The following is a 21,145-nucleotide window of genomic DNA, read 5'->3' as shown; positions in this document are numbered from 1 at the left end:
TGGACTGATCAATAGGTTTTGGGCAATTTATCTCGCGAGGCCGGATCGAACACGGTCGGCCCGCAAACCAGACACCAATAACGGGAAGAACCCCATGTCCAGCATCAAGGAGATCAGTTTCGCCAGCGCGGCAAGCCTTGGCCGCAAGCCCAAAGCCCGCTCGTTCGTCGGCGCACCGTCCACCGTCCGCACCGCCGTTTCCGGCCTGGTGCGCGCCGTCTTAAACCGCCTGAGCGCCAACGACCTGCGCGATCTCGACGATCGCATGCTCGACGATATCGGCCTGACGCGCGCCGATCTGGACGATGCGCTTGCCGATGCCGGCGCGTTCGGAGACCCGACGCCGGGGCTGACGCGGGCCGTCCGCGCCCGCGCATGGCGCCGCTTCGCGCCGCGCCGCGGCTGATCCTGACGATTTTCCCCGCGAAGCGGCCGCCAATCCGCTTCGCATTTGCCCGGCGCCGCACCCCGTCGCCGGGTCTTTTTATGCCTGCTTGCGTCCGTCCCTTCGGGACGCTATACCGTCCGCCGCTGCGTGACTGGCGAATTGAGATGGATACCATCGGGAAGCGCGGCCTTGGCTTGCCGCTCGCCTGGGCACCGATCGGGAATGTGACGAGGGTGCCGACCATGCGGAAGATCCACGACCAGCATTTGATTGATGTTCTGGCCGAGCTTGACGGGCTGACCAACTGGGAAAGCCGTCCGCGCGACGGCATGCGCGTCGATCTGGAGCCGATCCGCGATCTCGCCGCCCGGCTCGGTCATCCCGAACGCAGTTTCCGCTCCATCCATGTCGCCGGCACCAAGGGCAAAAGCTCGACCTGCGCGCTGCTGGAGGCTGCCCTTTCGCGAGCCGGCTTTCGTGTCGGGCGCTATTCCTCGCCGCATGTCGAATATTTCGGCGAACGCATGACCCTTGACGGGCATACTGCCCCCGAGCCGGTGATGGCGCAGGCGCTGGCCCGCGCGCTGGAGGCGCTGAAGCAGGCGCGCGCGCAACAGACGCCTGCTGCGGACGCGACATGGTTCGACGTGCTGACCATCGCGGCATTCCTCGTGTTTAGGGAAGCGGGCGTGGAATGGGCCGTGGTGGAGACCGGCCTCGGCGGCCGCCTCGATTCCACCAATGTCGTGCCGAGCGATGTCGCCATCGTCACCAATATCGAGCTCGAGCATACGGAAGTGCTGGGCGATACCCGCGCGAAGATCGCCTTCGAGAAGGCGGGCATCGTCAAGCCGGCACGCATCGCCGTGACGCCGCTGACGGCGGACGACGAGGCGGGCGCGGTGATCGCCGCCCGGGCGGATGAGCTGGGCGCGGCGCTGATCGTGCCGGTCCTTCCCGAGGACGCGACCATTGCCGAACGGAATACCCAGGTCGTCGGCGCGGCGCTGGAAGCACTCGGCGAACGCGGCGTGGCGGCGAAAGGCGGGGCTGCCGCCGGCAAGCCGCTCGGCGCCTGGCTGCTCGACCGCGCCACGCTGGAGGCGGCACGCCTTCCGGGCCGCATGGAATTCTTCGACGTTAACGTGGGCGAGGGGGCCGGGGCCCGCAGGGTGCATGTCGTTCTCGACGGCGCGCACGTTCCCTTCAACCTCGCTGCCGTCCTCGCCGACCTGCGCCGGACGCCGGAACATGCCGGTGCCTGTCTCGCCGTCGTTTCCATCGCCCGCGACAAGGATGCGGAAGGCTTGCTTGGCGTTCTGGCGAAGGCGGGCGTGACGGCGATCCTGACCCGCGCCAACGATCGCTCGCGCGATCCGGCCGAACTGGCCGCGGTTGCCGAAAAGCTGGGCCTTGCGTATTCCGTCGAGGCCGATCCGCTGGACGCTTATGCCGGGGCGTTGAGGCGGGCGGCGGCGGCTGGCCAATGGGTACTCGTCACCGGCTCGCTCTACATGACCGGCGTCGTGCCGCGCCCTTGAGGGCACGCCTTCGCGGTCCCTCTCTGGTTGCCGCCATCTCCCCCACAAGGGGGGAGAACGATAGATGCGCCGGTTTCCCGTATCACAACATTTGCGAAGGGCGAAAGGTTGCCGCGTATCTTCTCCCCTCTTGTGGGGGAGATGGCCGGCAGGCCAGAGGGGGTAAACCCGGCCAAACCTTCAATATCGGTAGGCTTCGAAAACCGGCTCCACCGAGCCGTTCCACGGGCCGTTGAAGGCGGCCAGCATGTCCTCGGCCAGCGTCGCCTTGCGGGCGATGATCGCGTCCAGCGGCGCGAGGAAGAGGCTTTCGTCCTCGCCCTGCGCGTTGCGGATGCCGCGGGCCTTGAGGCCCTTGCGCGAGATCGCCACCGCCTCGCGGGCGATGTCGAGAGCCGTGTGGCCCCTGATCGCCGTCTTCAGCCCCTGCGTCGGAACGCCGTCGCGCAGGGCGGTCACGTCCTCGAACGTCCATGCCGCGGTCAGCGCTTCCGCGTCGGCCAGCGCCGCTTCGTCATAGAGCAGGCCGACCCAGAACGCCGGCAGCGCCGTGATATGCGGCAGCGGGCCGTTGTCGGCGCCGCGCATTTCGAGAAAGCGCTTCAGGCGCACGTCGGGAAACAGGGTGGAAAGATGGTTGGTCCAGTCACCCTGCGTCGGCTGCCAGGCGTCGATCCTGCCCTTCAGCGCCCCGTCCAGGAACTGGCGGAAGGTGATGTCGGTGCAATTGATGTAGCGGCCGTCGCGGATGACGAAATACATCGGCACGTCGAGCGCCCATTCCGCATAGTCGGAAAAGCCGAATTCCGGCTTGAAGACGAAGGGCAGACAGCCGGCGCGGGTGTTGTCGGTGTCGCGCCAGATCTCGCCGCGCCAGGAATGATAGCCGTTCGGCTTGCCGTCGGTGAAGGGTGAAGCCGCAAACAGCGCGGTGGCGATGGACTGGAGCTTCATGGAAACGCGCATCTTGCGCGCCATGTCGTCCTCGCTGGAATAATCGAGGTTCACCTGAATGGTGGCGCTGCGATACATCATGTCCAGCCCGTGGCGGCCGACCTTCGGCATATAGCCGGTCATGATGTCGTAGCGCGATTTCGGCATGCGCGGGGTTTCCGCGAGCGTCCATTTCGGGCTGCCGCCGACGGCGAGGAATTCGATGCCGAGCGGCTCCGCCACGGTCTTCAGCACATCGAGATGCGTCTGCGTTTCCGTCTGCGTGTCGAACAGGCTGGCAAGAGGGGCGCCGGAAAGCTCGAACTGGCCGCCGGGCTCGATGGAGATCGCGCCGTTTCCGGCCGGCTCCGAAAGCCCGATGACATGGTCGCCGTCCACGATGGGCTCCCAGCCGAGCAGGTCGCGCATGCCTTCCAGCAGGGTCTCGATGCCGTTTCCATAGGGCACGGGGCGATTTCCGTCGACGTAGAAGGCAAACTTCTCGTGCTCCGTCCCGATCCGGAACTGCTCCTTCGGCTTGCTGCCGGCTTCCATGTAGGAGGTCAGTTCGCAATGCGCGGAGAGCGGCGTATCGTCGGTCGTGTCGCGAGCCATGAAACCTGCCTTGTCTGGGACGCTCTTTTCGGTTTTCCGGAGTGATTGGACTGGAAATTGTTCAGAGGCAAGTGAATTTCTTTGGGAGATCGTTCAAAAAAACAATCTCCTTCTGCCGGGGAAAATGAGCGGGATATTCTCTTGCTATCGTACCGGCAGTGCGAAAAAATTTCTACGGGCCGGGTCAGCGCCAGTCGCCGGCGGTCGCCTGGACCAGCGCCATCGCCGCCACGGCCGCCGTGTCGGCCCGCAGGATGCGCGGCCCGAGCGGAATGGCGGTGACGAAGGGCAGCGCGCGCAGCCAGTGCCGCTCCTCCTCAGAAAAGCCTCCCTCCGGGCCGATCAGCAGTGCCGCATGCCGTTCGGCGATCGCCTGCAAGGCGCTGAGCGGATTGTTGGTTTCCTCGCCTTCGTCGCAGAAGAGAAGGCGCCGGGCCGGGTCCCAGCCGTCCGTAAGGTCGCGCAGCTTCACGGGCGCTTCGAGCCTCGGCACGGAAATCACCCCGCATTGCTCGGCCGCCTCGACGATATTGGCCCGCAGGCGGTCCATGCTGGTGATCCTGCCCTGAACATGCTGGGTCATGACGGGCTGAAGCACGCCGGCGCCCATTTCCACGGCCTTCTGCACCATATAGTCCATGCGGCCGGTTTTCAGCGGGGCGAAGAGATAATGCAGGTCGGGCATGGGCGTCTGCGCGCGCGTCTGCTCCGCGGCCACCATGACGATCTTCTTGCGGGCCGGAAAGGTCAGGCGCGCCAGCCATTCGCCATCGCGGCCGTTGAACAGGAGAACCTCGGCGCCGTCCTCCATCCGCAGCACGTTGGCGAGATAGTTGAACTGGTCGGCATCGGCGGGGATGGCCGCTTCGGCATGAAGGGCATTTTCGACGAACAGCCGTTGCAGGCGGAAATTGGCACGCATGGCAGGCGACCTCAGAAGAACAGCGACATCAGCCCGTAAAGGGCGGCGGACATGGCGGCCGACGCCGGCACCGTCAGCACCCATGCGGCGATGATCGTCATGAAATGCGAACGGCGCACCAGATAGCGGCGGCGCACCTCGTCGGGATTGTGCTCGTGCCGGTTCGCCATGCCGGATCTGTCGTGCATGTAGGCGAGGCGGCGGCTCGAATTTCGCGTGTACCACTCGCGGAAGAAGCCGACGCCGAACACGGCGCCCACGGCGATATGCGTGGTGCTGACCGGCAGGCCGAGCCAGGAGGCGACGATCACCGTCACCCCCGTCGAAAGCGATACGCTGAAGGCGCGCATCGGGTTCAGCTTGGTGATCTGGGCGCCGACGAGGTTGATGAGGCGCGGGCCGAACAGGATGAGGCCAACGGAAATGCCGAGGCCGCCGATCAACATCACCCAGAAGGGAATGGCGACGGTCTCGCCGAAATTCGCCCGCTCCGTCGCGTTGACGATGGCCGAGAGCGGCCCGACGGCGTTCGACACGTCGTTGGCGCCGTGGCCGAAGCAGAGGATCGCCGCGGTCAGCACCAGCGGCAGGCGAAACAGCTTTCGCAGCGACTGGTTGCGGTTTTCCAGCCCGGCGGCCTGGCTGCGGATGAAGGGAATGGCGGCGAGCCAGCTCAGGATGCCCGTGGCGAAGCCGAAGAAGGTGGCGTGCGGCAGAGAGACGAAGAACAGCCGGTTCAGCCCCTTGAAGGCGAGATAGGCGGAAAAGGAGCCGGCCATGACGCCGATCAGCACAGGCACCCAGACGCGCGCCGCTGCGATCTTGTCGTCGCGGTAGACCACGGTTTCCTTGATGACGTAGAGAAAGCCGGCGGCGATGAGGCCGCCCAGAACGGGTGAGATCACCCAGCTTGCCGTGATCCCGGCCATCGACGGCCAGTTGACGGCATCCAGCCCGGCGGCGGCGATGCCGGAGCCGAGCACGCCGCCGACCACGGTGTGGGTGGTCGAGACCGGCGCATTGGCGAGGGTGGCGATGTTCACGAACAGCGCGGACGACAGCAGGGCGGCGATCATCATCCGCACCAGCGTGCCGGGGTCTGAAATGGCGGCGGGTGATATGATGCCGTCGGAAATGGTCTCGACGACATCGCCGCCGGCGATCAGGGCGCCGGCGGTCTCGAACAGCGCCGCCATCATCAGCGCCGCGCCCATGCTGAGCGCCTTGGCGCCGACGGCGGGGCCGACATTGTTGGTGACGTCGTTGGCGCCGATGTTCATGGCCATGTAGGCGGCGATCGTCGCGGCGGCGATGACGAGCAGCGAACCCGGCTGCTGGATGACCGTGGCCGTGGCGATGATCGCGGCGGCAATCAGGAACAGCAGGCCGAGGCCGGGCGCAATCAGCGGGCGGGCGACGTGGTGCGCCGCCTGCTCGTGGAGCGTCATCCGGTCCAGATCCTTGTCGAGGGTCGGCTTGCCGGCCGGCCGCGGTGCCTGTTCCATGAATTTTCCGCAGGTTGGAAATGACGAAGCGATCCCCGGCGCCGTTGCCGGCGCGGGAAACCGCGTCCGGTCGAGTGCCATGATGCCTCCGGCATTGCAATGGAAGAATGACGGCGGAGACGAAAGTCGGCCGGCCGTTCAGCCGTTCCCGGTCACTCCGTCCCGATCACTCCTTGCCAGACAGCCGTGCCGGAAAATCGCGCAGAATGCTTCGCAGCCCCGACTCGCGAACGCGCCCGGCGGCCTCCTCGAAGCTGAACCATTCGAGGCGGCGCTCATCCCTTTCCGGGAAGTCGTCCACCATGTGGTCCACCTTCAGCGCGTGAACCTGCACCCGGCAGGGAATGCGCAGGCCGTTGTCGAGAACCTTGGTATAGAGGAAGGAGCCCGCCGGGACGGGATCGGCCTCGCCGCGCACCCCGGCTTCCTCATAGGCTTCCTGCGCGGCCACGGCATGGGAGGGCTTGCCCGGCATGGGCCAGCCCTTCGGGATCACCCAGCGCCCCGTGTCGCGGCTGGTCAGAAGCAGCACCTGCGGGCCGGCTTCGCCCGCGCGATAACAGATCGCGCCATATTGCTGGCGCGGCGGCCGCTGCACCATCAGCCTGACATTCGTTGCGATCCGTTCGAGCAGGGTCAAGTCCTTACCGTCCTTTCGCGGCACTCATCGCCGCAAATCAGTTTCGTGAATCGTGCAGCACCGACCGTGGCCGCGCAAGAGCGTCCTTCGGTCGGGCACATACTTATATGGGGTTGCTGATGCGAAGCTTGAAGGCCTGACCCTATCTATCCCAGTAGGGGGTGGGGCCGTAAAGCGACGCCAGATAATCGATGAAGAGCCGCACCTTGGCCGGCAGGAACTCGCGGCTCGGATAGACGGCGGAGAGCGAAACGCCGCGCCCGCTCTCGTAAGCGGGAAGTACCTGCGTCAGCCGGCCGGACTTGAGTTCCTCGCCGATATCCCAGGTCGAGCGCAGCGCGATCCCGAGACCGGCGATCACCGCCTCGCGGATCACCTCGCTGGAATTGGTGACGAGGCTGCCCTGGGGCTTCAGTGTCACCGGTCCGCCGGGACCGACGAGCCGCCAGCTGTCGTGATTGTGGGCCGGCAGGCAGGCATGGGTCTTCAGTTCGTCCAGAGATTGCGGCATGCCGTGGCGGGCGATGTAGTCCGCCGAGGCGCACAGGATGCGCCGCACCGGCGCCAGCCGGCGCGCGACCAGCGTGGAATCGCTCAGGTCGGCGATGCGGATCGCCAGATCGTAGCCGCCGCCGACGATGTCGGTGAACTCGTCCGACAGTTCGAGCTGCACGATCAGGTCCGGATGCGCTTCCATGAAGCCGATGAGATGCGGCGCGACGTGCATGCGCCCGAACGAGGTCGGCGCCGATATCTTCAGCGTGCCCTGCACCTTGGCGGAACGGCCGGAGACGAAGGCCTCCGCCTCCTCGATGCCGGACAGGATCGACTGGACCCGGTTGAAGAAGCCCTGTCCCGCTTCCGTCAGGGCGATCTGCCGCGTCGTGCGCTGGAGAAGCCGGGTGCCCAGCCTGTCCTCCAGCCGCTTGATGCGCTTGGAGACGACGGCGGGCGACAGCCCGAGCGACCGGCCCGCCGTGGACATGGAATTGCAGGCCGCAACCCGCACGAAGACCTCGAGATCGCCGAGATTGGTCATGCACGCTCCTCTTTTGCCCGGCGGCCGGTGCCGCGTTCCGGCCTCTCCGCATCCCGATTCATGCGGACGCGCGCCCGCGACCTTCGCCGTCTCCTTCGTCATGCTCGGCCCCGACCCGAGCATGCGAGAAAAAGGCCAGAGGCCGGAAAGGCGGGTTCCGGAAACAAACCCGCCTATTCTTTCCATTTTCGTCATAGGTGATTAGCATTTGTTCGGTCCTTCGCAAACTGCTAGGAATCGCAATCGGGAGGAACGGGCGATGAGTGGATCGATCGGATTTCTGGAGCCTCGGGCCGATGTTCTGTCGCGCCGTAAGGCGATCGTCGAGGATCTGGCGGACCTCCTGCCGCCGGACGCGCTGATCGCCGAGCCGCGCCGGCTGGTGCCTTTTGAAACGGACGGTTTCATTTCCTATCGCCGCCTGCCGCTCGCCGTGGCCCTGCCGCGCACAACGGCCGAGGTGGCCGCTGTCATGAAATACTGCCATCGTTATGGCGTTCCGGTCGTTCCGCGTGGGGCGGGGACGTCCCTTTCGGGCGGCGCGATCCCGCAGGAGGATGCCGTCGTTCTCTGTCTTTCCGCCATGACCCGCATCGTCGAGCTGGATTACGCCAACCGCACCGCGACGGTGGAGGCGGGCGTGACCAACCTGGCGATTTCGGAGGCCGCCGGCCCCGAGGGCTATTTCTATGCGCCGGACCCCTCGTCGCAGCTCGCCTGCACCATCGGCGGCAATATCGGCATGAATTCCGGCGGCGCGCATTGTCTGAAATACGGCGTGACGACCAACAACCTGCTCGGCGTGAAGATGGTTCTCGTCGACGGCACGGTGATCGAGCTGGGCGGCAAGGCGCTGGACGCGCCGGGTCTCGATCTTCTCGGGCTGGTCTGCGGTTCGGAAGGCCAGCTCGGCATCGTCACCGAGGCGACCGTGCGGCTCATCGCCCGGCCGGAAGGCGCGCGCCCCGTCCTGTTCGGCTTCGACACGTCGGAGGCGGCGGGCGCCTGCGTGGCCGATATCATCGGTTCCGGCATCGTGCCGGTCGCCATCGAGTTCATGGACAAGCCGGCCATCGAGATCTGCGAGGCCTTCGCCCATGCCGGCTATCCGCTGGATGTCGGCGCGCTGCTGATCGTCGAGGTCGAGGGGTCCGAGGAGGACATGGCCGCGATGCTCGCGAGCATCGTCGGGATCGCCCGCCGTCACGGCGTGAAGGTGGTGCGCGAAAGCCAGTCGGCAATGGAGGCGGCGGCGATCTGGAAGGGCCGCAAGTCCGCCTTCGGTGCGACGGGCCGCATCGCCGACTATATCTGCATGGACGGAACCGTGCCGCTCGGCCAGCTTTCCCATGTGCTGAAACGTACCGGCGAGATCGTTGAGGGCTACGGCCTGCGCGTCGCCAACGTCTTCCACGCCGGCGACGGCAACATGCACCCGCTCATCCTCTACGATGCCAACGACCCGGAGGATGCCGCGAAGGCGGAGGCCGCCGGCATGGACATCCTCCGGCTCTGCGTTGATGCGGGCGGCTGCCTGACCGGCGAGCACGGGGTCGGCATCGAGAAGCGCGACCTGATGCGCCACCAGTATTCGCAGGCGGACCTGAACCAGCAGATGGCCGTGCGCGCCGCCTTCGATTCCGGCTGGCTGCTCAATCCCTCCAAGGTCTTCCCGCTGGAAGGACGGCCCCGGCCATGACGGAGCCACCCGTGACGAAGACGCGGTATCCCGCATCCGCCGAGGAGGCCGCGGCCCTGATCCGCGATTGTGCCGGTTCGGGCACGCCGGTCGTGCCGCGGGGCGGCGGCACCCGGCTGGATTTCGCCGTGTCCGGAACGGTGCTTTCCACCGCCGGCCTTGCCGGCATCGCGGTTTACAACCCGGCGGAAATGGTGATGACGGCCGGGGCCGGAACGCCGCTTGCCGAAGTCGAGGCGGCCCTTGCCGCCAACGGCCAGATGCTTCCCTTCGAACCGGCGGACAGCCGCCCGGTTCTCGGCACGGCCGGCGAGCCGACCATCGGCGGCGTATTCGCCGCCAATGTCTCCGGCCCGCGCCGCCTGACGGCGGGGGCAGCGCGCGACAGCCTGCTCGGCGTCACCTTCGTCAACGGTCGCGGCGAGGTGATCAGGGCCGGCGGCCGGGTGATGAAGAACGTCACCGGCCTCGATCTGGTCAAGCTGATGGCCGGCTCCCGCGGCACGCTCGGCTACATGACCGACGTCACCTTCCGAGTCCTGCCCGCGCCGCGCGCGACGGAAACCGTCGTGGTGACGGGGCTGGACGACGCCCATGCCGCAGCGGCGATGGCGACGGCCATGTCCCTGCCGGTCGAGGTGTCCGGCGCCGCGCACCTGCCCTTCACGGTCGCCGGCCGTTTCCTGTCCGGCGCCCTGCCGCAAGGGGCCGCGACCGTCTTTCGCCTGGAGGGCCTGCCGCATTCGGTGTCGGTCCGCACGGAAAAGCTCACGGCGGCGCTGTCCGCATTCGGTGTGATTACATGGCTCGACGAGCCGCAAAGCCTGACACTCTGGCGCCAGATCCGCGACGCCGCGCCCTATGCGCAGGATCGCGGCAAGGTGCTGTGGCGCGTCTCGGTCGCCCCCACGGCCGGCCACCTGCTGATGGGCGCCCTGCGCCTGCATGCCGGCGCCGACTGCTTCTACGACTGGCAGGGCGGGTTGATCTGGCTGCGGATGGAAGCCGATCCGGAGGCGGATTTCCTGCGCAAGGCGATCCGCCAGCTCGGTGGCGGCCATGCGACGCTGGTGCGCGCGCCGGACCGTTTCCGCAAGGATATTCCGGCCTTCGAGCCGGAGGCTCCGGCGGTGGCGGCGCTTTCCGCCCGGATCAGGGAGAAATTCGATCCGCGCGGCATTTTCAATCCCGGCCTGATGGGGTGAGATGGTGATGGTTCTCCTGTGGCTAAGACCCCCTCTGGCTGACGCCATCTTCCTCGCAAAGGGGGAGAGCGGTGGGCGCGCCGGTTTCCCGGTTTCCGATGTTGGGAAAGGGCGAAAGGTCGTCGTGAAACGTCGCCCCCCTTGTGGGGGAGATGGCCGGCAGGCCAAAGGGGGGCTCTTCCCCGTTGCCACCGGAGGATCGGCCTGATGCAGACTCATTTCACGCCCGGGCAACTGGCCGATCCCCGCGTGGCGGAGGCGGAGAAGATCCTGCGCAAATGCGTGCATTGCGGCTTCTGCACGGCCACCTGTCCCACCTATGTGACGCTCGGCAACGAGCTGGACAGCCCGCGCGGGCGCATCTATCTCATCAAGGACATGCTGGAGAACGGCCGTCCGGCGGACAGGGAGATCGTCACCCACATCGACCGCTGTCTTTCCTGCCTTTCCTGCATGACCACCTGTCCCTCCGGCGTCGACTACATGCACCTGGTCGACCATGCCCGTATCCACATCGAGGAAACCTACCGGCGCCCGCTGCCGGACCGGCTGACGCGCGCGCTGCTCGCCGCCGTGCTGCCTCATCGCCGGCGCTTCCGCGCCGCGCTGAAACTGGCGAACCTCGTCCGGCCGCTGGCGGGCCTCCTCGGAAAGGCGGCGGCCCTGCGGCCCTTCGCGGCCATGCTTCGGCTCGCCCCCGAAAAGGCCCATGAGCCGACGCCTTTCACCCGGGCCTGCACCCATGTCACGCTCGGCCCGCCGAAGGGGCGCGTGGCGATGCTGACCGGCTGTGCCCAGCCGGTGCTCGATCCGGGCATCAACACGGCGGCGATCCGCCTGCTGACCCGTTTCGGGATAGAGGTCGTCCTGCCGGAAGGGGAGGGATGCTGCGGCGCGCTGACCCACCATATGGGCAAGGAACAGGCGGCGCTCGCCTCCGCCCGCCGCAACGTCGACATCTGGGCGAGCGAGATCGATGCGGGCGGCCTCGACGCGATCCTCGTCACGACGTCGGGCTGCGGCACGGTCGTCAAGGATTACGGCTACATGCTGCGCCACGATCCGGCCTATGCCGAAAAGGCGGCCCGCGTTTCGGCGCTGGCGCGCGACGTGACGGAATATCTCGATACGCTCGATCTGCCGCAGCAGACCTTCCGGGGGCTGACGGTCGCCTATCATTCGGCCTGTTCACTTCAGCACGGCCAGAGGGTGACGCTTCAGCCGAAGGCGCTTCTGCGGCGAGCGGGTTTCGCCGTTCGCGATCCGGCCGAGGCGCATCTGTGCTGCGGCTCTGCCGGCACCTACAACATGCTGCAACCGGAGATTTCGCAAACGCTGAAGGCCCGCAAGGTGCGGAACATCGAGGCGACGAAGCCGGACCTGATCGCGGCGGGCAATATCGGCTGCATGACCCAGATCGGCAGCGGCACGCCGCTTCCCGTGGTCCACACGGTCGAACTGCTGGACTGGGCCTATGGCGGCGACGTGCCGGAAAAGCTGGAAAAGCTGCTGGCGCAAAAGGCCGCCGCCGTGTGAACGCCTTGAGCGGAAAGGCACGCCCCCCGGGCAGGCCGGAGGATTCTTGCTTATTGACCAACCCTCTCCTTCGTCACCCTCGGGCTAGACCCGAGGGTCCATGCCCCGGACGCCGCGTAGATGGTCGGGTCAAGCCCGACCATGACGAAAGAGAGCAATGCGTACTGTGGCAGAGGTCTAACCCCTCAGGTATGCCCGAGGGGTTCGATTTCCCGTTTTCGGCGCCTCACTCAGCCGCCAAACAGCGTCCGCAGGAGGTCGGTGCCGCGGTCCTCGAAGCTGACCTGGCCCTGCCGGTTGCCGGGGCCGATCACAACGACCTTCGAGCCTTCCGGCACGCGCTTGTAGAGATGTTCGACATCCTTGTTCATCATGCGGATGCAGCCGGAAGACAGGTTCTGCCCGATCGACCACGGCTGGTTGGTGCCGTGGATGCGGAAGCCGGTGTCGCCGCCGTTCGGCCGGTAGAGATAGAGCGCGCGCGAACCGAGCGGATTGTCCGGGCCGCCTTCCATACGCGCCGGCAGGATATGGCCGCGCTTGCGTTCGCGGGCGATCATTTCCTGCGGTGGAATCCAGGCCGGCCATTCGGCCTTGCGGCCGACGCGGGTGACGCCCGACCAGCCGAAGCCTTCCCGTCCGACGCCGATGCCGTAGCGGGTCGCCTTGTTGCCGCCTTCGACGAAATAGAGGTAGCGGTTATGGGTGTCGACGAGGATGGTGCCCGGCTTCTCGCTGGTCACGAGGCGGACGGCCCTGCGCTTGTACTTGTCGGCGACCGGCTTGTTTTCCGCCCCCCTCGGCAGGATGACCTCGCCGCGCGCATTGGTCTGGAGAGACTGCGCCGTGGCGGTCTGGGCCGCCGTAAATGTCGTCATGATTGCAATCGCCGCCGCTGCGGCAGCCATCCATGCTTTCGTCATATGGTTCGTTACCCCCGTTGAAACTGGCGGAAAGATTACGTTTGCGCGTGCCCTGCGTCAAACCGCCGCTGGTTGCATTTCAGTCGACGGAAAAGGGGAGGGCGGCCTTCGCCGTCCTCCCCCTCCCATGCTCATCGTCCGGTGTTGTGCCGTCACTGGACGATAACGCGGGTTCCCACGCCGACCCGTTGATAAAGGTCGATCACGTCTTCGTTGCGCATGCGGATGCAGCCGGAGGAGACGGCGTTGCCGATCGTCCAGGGCGCGTTGGTGCCGTGGATGCGGTAGAGCGTCGAGCCGAGATAGAGGGCGCGGGCGCCGAGCGGATTGGCCGGCCCGCCCTCCATTTTTACCGGCAGGACATGCCCCTTCTTGGCCTCGCGGGCGCGCATCTCCGCCGGCGGATGCCAGGTCGGCCATTCGGCCTTGCGGGTGACTTTGTGGACGCCGGCCCATTCGAAGCCCGGTTTGCCGACGCCGACGCCGTAGCGCTTGGCCTGCCCGCCGTCCATCACCAGATAGAGAAAGCGGTTGTTGGTGTCGATGACGATCGTTCCGGGCTTTTCCGGGGTCCGGTAGGACACCATCTGCGGCAGGAACTGCGGCTCCACGCCGCCGACGGGCGCGTTCGGCCGCACGGCGGCCTGCTGGATGACCTGCTGCCGCCCGGTATTGCGGCCGATATGGACGCCCGGCGGCGGCGCGGCCAGCTGGCGGCGCTGATAGGTCTGGCGCTGCTGGTATTGCGGCGCGGGCTGCTGCTGGAACCGGGCCTGCGGCTGCGGCTGGACGCGGCGCGGCGGCGCATAGACCTTAGGGCGGACGCCGCCGCCGAGCTGGTTGACCCAGGGCGCCGTCAGGTCGGAATTGACGATGACCGGCGGGCGGTTGCCGTAACGGTCGCTGGCCAGCGCCGGCTGGGTGATGCCGGCCAGCAGGCCGACGGCAAGAAGAAGGAAGGATCTGTTCATCGGATCGACTCGCTACATTCACCGAAGAAGGGGCGCGAACATGCCCCGGATGGCAGGATCGTCGCATTCCGCTCCACTCGGAATGGTAAACGCCCGTTCATGAAGGGGCCGGGCGCCGTCTAAACCTTCCGGCAAGGTTAGCATCCGGTTGCGAAAATAGGTGAACAAATGGTAAACACTCCCGAGAAGGAGAATCGAACCATGACGGATGCCGCCAAGACGGGGTTGATCGAGGGCGAGGACGGGCGCACGGGCTGTTTCTGGCACGGCAATCTTGAGGATTACCGCCGCTACCACGACGAGGAATGGGGGCATCCGGTGACGGACGACCGCCGGCTTTTCGAGAAGATCTGCCTCGAAGGCTTCCAGTCGGGCCTGTCCTGGCTCACCATCCTGCGCAAGCGCGAGAATTTCCGCGCTGCCTTCGCCGGTTTCGATTTCGAGAAGGTCGCCCGTTTCGACGAGCGCGACGTCGAGCGGCTGCTGGCCGACAAGGGCATCGTGCGCCACGGCGGCAAGATCACCTCCACCATCAACAACGCCGCCCGCGCGCTGGAGATGAAGGCCGAGTTCGGTTCGCTCGCCCGCTATTTCTGGCGTTTCGAGCCGACGCCGGATGAGCGCCCGGCGGTGTTCGACTACCAGACCCTGCGCGCCAACCCCACGACGCCGGCCTCCGTGCGGCTGTCGCGCGACCTGAAAAAGCGCGGCTGGAGCTTCGTCGGCCCCACCACCGTCTATGCCTTCATGCAGGCGATGGGCATGGTCAACGACCATATCGAGGGCTGCCATTGCCGGGCGAAGATCGAGCGCCTGCGGGCGGAATTCGTGCGGCCGGTATAGGTTATTCGAGCGACCGGATGAGGTCGGTCAGATCGCCGATCTCGGGCAGTTCCCGGAAGCGCGGCGCGTCCTTCGGCTTTTCGACATGTTCGAGAATCCACGTCAGGGCATGGGGAATGAACACACCCCAGGCGCCGACGGCGAGTGCCGGCACGACGTCCGATTTCAGCGAGTTGCCGACCATCATCGCCCGCTCCGGCGCTTCGGCGTGCCGGGAAAACAGGCGGCGATAGGTGGAGGCGGTCTTGTCGGAGACGATCTCCACCGCGTCGAAATAGTCGCCGAGCCCCGATTGCGCCAGCTTGCGCTCCTGGTCGAACAGGTCGCCCTTGGTGATGAGAACGAGAGCGTAGTCACCGGCGAGCGCCTCCAGCACGTCGCCGACGCCCGGCATGGTCTCCACCGGATGGCTGAGGAGGTCGCGGCCGATGGAAAGGATTTCGCCGATCACATGGCCCGGCGCGCGTCCGTCCGTCACCTCCAGCGCCGTCTCGATCATCGAAAGGGTGAAGCCCTTGATGCCGAAGCCGTAATGGGCAAGGTTGCGCTTTTCCGCGTCCAGCAGGCGGCTGGACACGTCGTCCCCGTCGGCATAGTCGGCCAGCAGCCCGCGGAAGTGGTCTTCCGTCAGCCGGTAATATTGCTCGTTCTGCCAGAGCGTGTCGTCGGCATCGAGGCCGATGGTGGTAAGCTGGCGCGTCATGCTCGTCGGGTCGTGCTGATGGCGATGCGCCATTCTAATCCAGTTTTCGCGCAAGTGTGAACGGATTTGCAAACCGGCAATGCGGCGGCGCGCAAGCGCCGCCGCATCGGGTTTATTGGCCGTGCTTTTCCAGCCATTCCCGCATGAAGGCGATCTCGCCTTCCTGGGCGGCGATGACCTCCTCGGCCAGCTTACGGATCTCGGGGTCCTTGCCGTGTTCCAGCACGATCCGGGCCATGTCGATGGCGCCCTGATGGTGCGGGATCATGCCGCGCACGAAGTCGACATCGGCATCGCCCGAAAGCTCGATTGCCATGTTCTCGTGCATCGTCTCGCTGGCTTTTTCGAATGCTTCGGTCGCGGCGTTGCGTGTCCCGCCGCCGGAAGCGTGGCTGCCGTGGTCCTGGGCGAGCGCCGGAACGGCGAAGGCGAGGACGGCGGCGATGGTGAGGGTGTTCCTGAAAGACATGATGGTCCATTCCCTTGCAAGGGGTTATGTCTGCCGGTCGCCCGGCGGTTCGACGATGGGGAAAGCGGATTTTCAGGCGCGGGGAGGCGGTTCCGCCGGCGCGGGCGCGGCATCGGCCAGTTTGCGGGTCGGCAAAGGCTCCGGCCAGGAAAAGGGCGGGTGCCCTTCGCGCCCGGCATCGACGACCGGCACGATGGCGAGGCAGGCGGCGCAGAAGGTGCCGCATCCCGGCAGCCCGGAATGCGGACAAGGATCGTTGCGGGAATGCGCCCCGCCGTGATTGCCGTGCGTTCCGGCCGTCTCCATGCCGTGATGATCCGCGTGGTCGTGATGGGCCACGGAGACCTGAACGGCCTCCATGACGACGCCCGCCCGGGCCGGCATGAAGCCATAGACGAGGCAGGCGATCAGCATGGTGACGACGACGAAGGCGCGCATAAATTCAGTCTAGTCGCATTTCACCGTGAAACAAGCCGTCCGGATGCGGCCTCACGCCGCGATGACGCGGTGGACGACCCGGTAATCGGGGCTTTCCTCGCCGAGCGGGGCGACGGGCCAGTCCCAGCTCGCGAAGGCTTCAGGATGCGCGACGCCGGCCAGCAGGTCCTGCCGCTCGTGGGTATGGCCGTTGCGGTCGATCACGGCGAAGGAAATGTCGCTCAGCAGGCAGGTCGCCGCCGGCAGGCCCGCAAGGCCGTCGAAATGGGCCGAGACCAGCCGCGTGACGGTATCGGCCGGCATCGCGCCCGGCGGCTCCTTTTCCAGAAGCCGGCCCGCGCCGATACCGATCTGCGAGATGAGATTGGCCGAGACCACGAAATCCAGATAGGGAACGTGCCGCAGGAAGGCGAAGGGTTCGGGATCGCGGCCCGCCTTGAGGTCGCCGTAGCCGGACAGGTCGCGTTCCACGAGTTGGATGTTGGGGAACTTCTTCAGCGAAAGCCCCATCCGCACCGAGGCCAGATGCACGCGGTCGACCAGAACCACGGTGTCGAAGGCGCGGGCGAGCATGTCCAGCGGCACGTCGCGCAGCAGGCCCGAGCCGAGAACCACCGCCGTGCGGCGCAGCCTGAGGTCCTTCGCCTTGAAGAGAACGGCGCGGTGGCAATTGTCCTCGTGATCGCGCCATGCGCCGGATACGCGCCGGGCGCGCGACCACAGATTGACCGAGGCGCGGACGAACGGCCGGTTTTCCGGCTTGGTGAGCGGCCATGTGGCGGCGAAATTCAGGGCTTCGGCCAGCATTTCAGGCGCAGCGCTCCGGCGCATTGGGAAGGATGGGGTTCATGAAATCGGATGACCGGGAATCGGAACGGGGAAAAGTCGCGGATTTGGATAGCAGAATCCGGCCCCGCCTGCCAATCGGCCGTGTGCTTGCGGCTTGCCGCAGGGGGCTACTTCCTCTAAGACACGGCCACGAATTCCAACTCCTGTGAGCGATTTCGGGCCGCGCCCGAATGGTTGAAGACGATGAGCGACAAGCAGAAGAAACCGCAAAAGCCGAAAGCCCGCCTGCCGCGCGGCTTCGTGGACCGCGACGCCGCCGATATCCGCGCCGTCAACGAGATGACCGCGAAGATCCGCGAGGTCTACGAACGCTACGGCTTCGATCCGGTGGAAACGCCGCTGGTGGAATATACCGACGCGCTCGGCAAGTTTCTGCCCGACGCCGACCGTCCGAACGAGGGTGTCTTTTCTATTCAGGACGACGACGAGCAATGGGTGAGCCTGCGCTATGACCTGACGGCGCCGCTCGCCCGTCATGTCGCGGAAAATTTCAACGAGATCCAGCTTCCCTACCGCACCTACCGCGCCGGCTACGTGTTCCGCAACGAGAAGCCCGGCCCCGGCCGCTTCCGCCAGTTCATGCAGTTCGATGCCGATACGGTCGGTGCGCCCGGCGTTCAGGCCGATGCCGAAATGTGCATGATGATGGCCGATACGCTGGAGGCGCTGGGCATCCGGCGCGGCGATTACGTCATTCGCGTCAACAACCGTAAGGTTCTCGACGGCGTTCTCGAAGCCATCGGCCTCGGCGGCGATGAGAACGCCGCCAGGCGCCTGACGGTGCTGCGCGCCATCGACAAGCTCGACAAGTTCGGCCCCGAGGGCGTGAAACTTCTGCTCGGTGCCGGCCGCAAGGACGAATCCGGCGACTTCACCAAGGGCGCGGGGCTGGATGCCGCGCAGATCGAAAAGGTGCTGTTCTTCGTCGGCATCGAGGACTATGCGGCAAGCGCCGCCGACCTCTCGGCGCTGGTCGCCGGCACGGCGAAGGGCGGCGAGGGTGTGGAGGAACTGAACCTCATCGGCGCGCTGGTGAAGGGTGCCGGCTATGACGACGGCCGCGTGAAGATCGATCCATCCGTCGTGCGCGGCCTCGAATATTACACCGGCCCGGTCTACGAGGCGGAACTGACCTTCGACGTGACCAACGAGAAGGGCGAGAAGGTCGTCTTCGGCTCGGTCGGCGGCGGCGGGCGTTACGATGGCCTCGTTTCCCGCTTTATGGGACAGGCGGTGCCGGCCACCGGCTTCTCCATCGGCGTCTCGCGGCTGATGACGGCGCTGAAGAACCTCGGCAAGCTCGGCCAGGACGAGGTGTTCGCCCCCGTTCTCGTCACCGTCATGGACGGCGATGCCGAAGCGATGGGCCTCTACCAGCGCTTCACGCAAGAACTTCGCGCCGAAGGCATCCGCGCCGAAATGTATCAGGGCAACTGGAAGAAGTTCGGCAACCAGCTCAAATATGCCGACCGCCGCGGCTGCCCGGTCGCCATCATCCAGGGCGGCGACGAGCGCGCTGAGGGCGTCGTCCAGATCAAGGACCTGATCGAGGGCAAGCGCCTGTCCGGCGAGATCGAGGACAATGCCGCCTGGCGCGAGGCCCGCGTCGCGCAGGTCGTCGTGCCGCAGGACGAACTGGTTGAAAAGGTGAAGGAAATTCTTGGGGCTCAGGCGGAGGACCGCAGGCGGGCCGGGAAGTGACTGCTTCGATGCGCCTGAAATTCCCCCTCTGGCCTGCCGGCCATCTCCTCCACAAGGGGGGAGAAGACGCGCGGCAAACCCTCGCCTCCCACGAACCGCAGGAGCGGGGCAGACACGCCGCTTCCCCTTGTGGACAGGGGGTGGGGAGGGGGGCTTCTTTCAATCCGGAGGCATTTCCATGCCGATGACCGATCTGCCGGGTTTTGCCGGCGAACTGCTGGATGTCTTCGCGGTTAGAAGGGCAGAGCGCATCGATACGCCGATCATCCAGCCGGCCGAGCCCTTTCTGGATATCGCCGGCGAGGACCTGCGCCGCCGCATCTTCCTCACCGAGAGCGAGCGCGGCGAGAGCCTGTGCCTGCGCCCGGAATTCACCATTCCCGTCTGCCGCCGCCATATCGAGAGCGCCACCGGCACGCCGAAGCGCTATGCCTATCTCGGCACGGTGTTCCGCCAGCGCCGCGAGGGCGAGAACGAATTCTATCAGGCCGGCATCGAGGATCTGGGCGACCGGGATTTCGCCAGTGCCGATGCGCGTGCCGTCGCCGATGCGCTGGCCTGCCTGACGACGATCCTGCCCGGCCGCGCCTTCGCGGTGACGATCGGCGATCAGGCCGTGTTCGAGGCGGTGGTCGATGCGCTCGGCCTGCCGGCCGGCTGGCAGCGGCGGCTGGTCCGCGCCTTCGGCCAGACCGAGCTTCTGGAACAGATGATCGCCCGTCTCGCCCGGCCCGAGGCCGTGTCGGGCCTCGGGCCCGAGGTCGAGGCGCTGCTGGAAAAGGGCGACGACGAGGCGCTGGCCGCCCTGATCGCCGCCCGCATGGAGGCGACCGGCTATTTCACCAATGCCAGCCGCTCGCCGGAGGATATCGTCCGCCGCCTCAAGGAAAAGCGGTTGCTCGCCGGTGCCTCGCTCGATGCCGGCAAGCTGGATACGCTGAAGGAATTTCTGTCGCTCAATGTCAGCCTGCGCTATGCGCCGGGCGTGCTGGCCGATTTCGCCCGCGCCGCGAACCTGCCGCTCAACGCCGCCATCGCCGGGTTCGACGCGCGCGTTGCGGCCTTCGCCAATGCTGGCGTGCCGCTGGCCGACATCACCTGGCGTGCCGCCTTCGGCCGGCCGCTGGATTACTATACCGGCCTCGTCTTCGAGATCACCGCGCGCGGCGACCATGCCATTCTGGCCGGCGGCGGCCGCTACGACCGCATGTTGACGCTGCTCGGCGCGAAGGACCATATTCCCGCCGTCGGCTTCTCGCTCTGGCTCGATCGCATCGTAAAGGCGAGGGGGAACCCATGATCACCATCGCGCTTCCCTCCAAGGGCCGGATGAAGGACGAAGCCTCGGCGGTCTTCGAGCGTGCCGGCATGAAGATCGTCGCCGTCGGCAACGACCGCTCCTATCGCGGCCGGGTCGAAGGCGCGGACGATATAGAGATCGCCTTTCTCTCCGCCTCCGAGATCTCGCGGGAGATCGGCGCGGGCACCGTCGATTTCGGCGTCACCGGCGAGGATCTGGTGCGTGAGGAACTGGCGGATGCCGACGCCCGCGTCGACTTCGCCGCCCGCCTCGGTTTCGGCCATGCCGATGTCGTCGTCGCCGTGCCGGAAATCTGGTACGACGTGGAGACGATGGCCGATCTCGGCGATGTCGCGGCGGATTTCCGCGCCCGCCACGGACGCCGGCTGGCGATCGCCACCAAATACTGGCGGCTGACGCAGCAGTTCTTCTCCGGCAGCCACGGCATCCAGCTCTACCGCATTGTCGAAAGCCTCGGCGCGACCGAAGGCGCGCCGGCGGCAGGCCAGGCCGATATCATCGTCGATATCACCTCCACCGGCTCGACGCTCCGCGCCAACCATTTGAAGATCCTCTCGGACGGGGTGATCCTGCGCTCCGAGGCCTGCCTGGTGCGGGCGCGCAAGGCGGAACACCACGGCAATCCGGCCGTGGAACGAATCGCTAGCGCCATCCGCACGGTGCTGTGAAGCGACCGTTTCCCTGAACGGGAAAAACCCGCCGGTGCGATCCCGGCGGGTCCGTGTATCGATCAACCCTCTCTTTAGTCACCCTCGGGCTCGAACCGAGGGTCCATGCCGCAAGCACGGCGATGGATGGTCGGGTCAAGCCCGACCATGACGAAAGAGAGCGATACGCTCGCTGTCAGAAGTCTGACCCGCCGGATCGCCCCGGCGGGTTTTGCCGTTCAGGCAGAGCGCGGTCG

The 21,145-nt window shown here is 66.4% G+C and carries 20 protein-coding genes and 1 riboswitch; of the genes, 9 read left to right on the top strand and 11 right to left on the bottom strand.

Annotated features, from left to right (window positions below; translation table 11 throughout):
- Positions 1-94 precede the first annotated feature (94 nt).
- Together NOF55_RS16390 and NOF55_RS16385 are read left to right on the top strand one after the other, a co-directional pair.
- Positions 95-406 (top strand): YjiS-like domain-containing protein, encoded by a 312-nt coding sequence (locus NOF55_RS16390; RefSeq protein WP_306410014.1) that lies wholly within the window; start codon positions 95-97, stop codon positions 404-406.
- Positions 407-525: 119 nt separating this feature from the next.
- Positions 526-606: riboswitch (ZMP/ZTP riboswitch) on the top strand.
- A 24-nt stretch (positions 607-630) separates the two neighbouring features.
- Entirely contained in the window at positions 631-1,929 is a 1,299-nt protein-coding gene (locus NOF55_RS16385; RefSeq protein ID WP_306410015.1) for a bifunctional folylpolyglutamate synthase/dihydrofolate synthase, read from the top strand.
- A 180-nt stretch (positions 1,930-2,109) separates the two neighbouring features.
- On the opposite strand, the gene NOF55_RS16380 is transcribed toward NOF55_RS16385, so the two are convergent.
- The 5 genes from NOF55_RS16380 to NOF55_RS16360 all read right to left on the bottom strand — a co-directional run bounded on the left by NOF55_RS16380 (position 2,110) and on the right by NOF55_RS16360 (position 7,583).
- The gene (locus NOF55_RS16380; protein ID WP_306410016.1) at positions 2,110-3,477 is read right to left on the bottom strand and encodes a glutamate--cysteine ligase; all 1,368 of its coding nucleotides are present in this window, start codon (positions 3,475-3,477) and stop codon (positions 2,110-2,112) included.
- A 184-nt stretch (positions 3,478-3,661) separates the two neighbouring features.
- Entirely contained in the window at positions 3,662-4,399 is a 738-nt protein-coding gene (locus NOF55_RS16375; protein WP_306410017.1) for a 16S rRNA (uracil(1498)-N(3))-methyltransferase, read from the bottom strand.
- Between the two features lie 11 nt (positions 4,400-4,410).
- On the bottom strand, positions 4,411-5,904 hold the full coding sequence (locus NOF55_RS16370) for an inorganic phosphate transporter (RefSeq protein ID WP_306410018.1): 1,494 nt from the start codon (positions 5,902-5,904) through the stop codon (positions 4,411-4,413).
- A gap of 166 nt (positions 5,905-6,070) precedes the next feature.
- Positions 6,071-6,544: an NUDIX hydrolase gene (locus NOF55_RS16365; protein ID WP_306410019.1), complete on the bottom strand. Its 474-nt coding sequence runs from the start codon at positions 6,542-6,544 to the stop codon at positions 6,071-6,073.
- Between the two features lie 142 nt (positions 6,545-6,686).
- The gene (locus NOF55_RS16360; RefSeq protein WP_306410020.1) at positions 6,687-7,583 is read right to left on the bottom strand and encodes a LysR family transcriptional regulator; all 897 of its coding nucleotides are present in this window, start codon (positions 7,581-7,583) and stop codon (positions 6,687-6,689) included.
- A gap of 259 nt (positions 7,584-7,842) precedes the next feature.
- Here NOF55_RS16360 and NOF55_RS16355 point away from each other — a divergent pair, with 259 nt between their 5' ends.
- From NOF55_RS16355 to glcF, 3 genes are all read left to right on the top strand, one after another.
- Positions 7,843-9,282: an FAD-linked oxidase C-terminal domain-containing protein gene (locus tag NOF55_RS16355; RefSeq protein ID WP_306410021.1), complete on the top strand. Its 1,440-nt coding sequence runs from the start codon at positions 7,843-7,845 to the stop codon at positions 9,280-9,282.
- Positions 9,279-10,487 carry an FAD-binding protein gene (locus tag NOF55_RS16350; RefSeq protein WP_370868906.1) on the top strand — a complete coding sequence of 403 codons (1,209 nt, stop codon included), beginning with the start codon at positions 9,279-9,281 and terminating at the stop codon, positions 10,485-10,487. Before NOF55_RS16355 ends, NOF55_RS16350 begins: the two co-directional genes overlap by 4 nt.
- 207 nt (positions 10,488-10,694) lie before the next feature.
- Positions 10,695-12,023 (top strand): glycolate oxidase subunit GlcF, encoded by a 1,329-nt coding sequence (glcF, locus tag NOF55_RS16345; protein ID WP_306410023.1) that lies wholly within the window; start codon positions 10,695-10,697, stop codon positions 12,021-12,023.
- Between the two features lie 230 nt (positions 12,024-12,253).
- On the opposite strand, the gene NOF55_RS16340 is transcribed toward glcF, so the two are convergent.
- Together NOF55_RS16340 and NOF55_RS16335 are read right to left on the bottom strand one after the other, a co-directional pair.
- A complete protein-coding gene (locus tag NOF55_RS16340) occupies positions 12,254-12,946 on the bottom strand; it encodes a L,D-transpeptidase (RefSeq protein WP_370868908.1) in 693 nt (230 codons plus the stop codon).
- A 152-nt stretch (positions 12,947-13,098) separates the two neighbouring features.
- A complete protein-coding gene (locus tag NOF55_RS16335) occupies positions 13,099-13,917 on the bottom strand; it encodes a L,D-transpeptidase (RefSeq protein ID WP_306410025.1) in 819 nt (272 codons plus the stop codon).
- 201 nt (positions 13,918-14,118) lie between these two features.
- Between NOF55_RS16335 and NOF55_RS16330 the strand changes: the two genes are divergently transcribed.
- Positions 14,119-14,760, top strand: a complete 642-nt coding sequence (locus NOF55_RS16330; RefSeq protein ID WP_306410026.1) for a DNA-3-methyladenine glycosylase I — start codon at positions 14,119-14,121, stop codon at positions 14,758-14,760.
- Between the two features lies 1 nt (position 14,761).
- Here NOF55_RS16330 and NOF55_RS16325 read toward each other — a convergent pair whose 3' ends face one another.
- From NOF55_RS16325 to NOF55_RS16310, 4 genes are all read right to left on the bottom strand, one after another.
- A complete protein-coding gene (locus NOF55_RS16325; RefSeq protein ID WP_306410027.1) occupies positions 14,762-15,496 on the bottom strand; it encodes an HAD family hydrolase in 735 nt (244 codons plus the stop codon).
- Positions 15,497-15,575: 79 nt separating this feature from the next.
- Complete coding sequence (copM, locus tag NOF55_RS16320) at positions 15,576-15,932, bottom strand: CopM family metallochaperone (protein WP_306410028.1); 357 nt, start codon at positions 15,930-15,932, stop codon at positions 15,576-15,578.
- 72 nt (positions 15,933-16,004) lie between these two features.
- Positions 16,005-16,370: a hypothetical protein gene (locus NOF55_RS16315; protein WP_306410029.1), complete on the bottom strand. Its 366-nt coding sequence runs from the start codon at positions 16,368-16,370 to the stop codon at positions 16,005-16,007.
- 51 nt (positions 16,371-16,421) lie between these two features.
- Positions 16,422-17,177 (bottom strand): hypothetical protein, encoded by a 756-nt coding sequence (locus NOF55_RS16310; RefSeq protein ID WP_306410030.1) that lies wholly within the window; start codon positions 17,175-17,177, stop codon positions 16,422-16,424.
- A 225-nt stretch (positions 17,178-17,402) separates the two neighbouring features.
- Here NOF55_RS16310 and hisS point away from each other — a divergent pair, with 225 nt between their 5' ends.
- From hisS to hisG, 3 genes are all read left to right on the top strand, one after another.
- Positions 17,403-18,920 (top strand): histidine--tRNA ligase, encoded by a 1,518-nt coding sequence (gene hisS, locus NOF55_RS16305; RefSeq protein WP_306410031.1) that lies wholly within the window; start codon positions 17,403-17,405, stop codon positions 18,918-18,920.
- 178 nt (positions 18,921-19,098) lie between these two features.
- Positions 19,099-20,220 carry an ATP phosphoribosyltransferase regulatory subunit gene (locus tag NOF55_RS16300; protein WP_306410032.1) on the top strand — a complete coding sequence of 374 codons (1,122 nt, stop codon included), beginning with the start codon at positions 19,099-19,101 and terminating at the stop codon, positions 20,218-20,220.
- Positions 20,217-20,909, top strand: coding sequence for an ATP phosphoribosyltransferase (gene hisG, locus NOF55_RS16295; protein WP_306410033.1), 693 nt, complete (start codon positions 20,217-20,219; stop codon positions 20,907-20,909). Before NOF55_RS16300 ends, hisG begins: the two co-directional genes overlap by 4 nt.
- Positions 20,910-21,145 lie beyond the last annotated feature (236 nt).

Origin of the sequence: Ectorhizobium quercum (genome assembly GCF_026552795.1) — a bacterium.
GTDB lineage: Bacteria > Pseudomonadota > Alphaproteobacteria > Rhizobiales > Rhizobiaceae > Ectorhizobium > Ectorhizobium quercum.
This window is presented reverse-complemented; position numbering and strand designations above follow the sequence as displayed.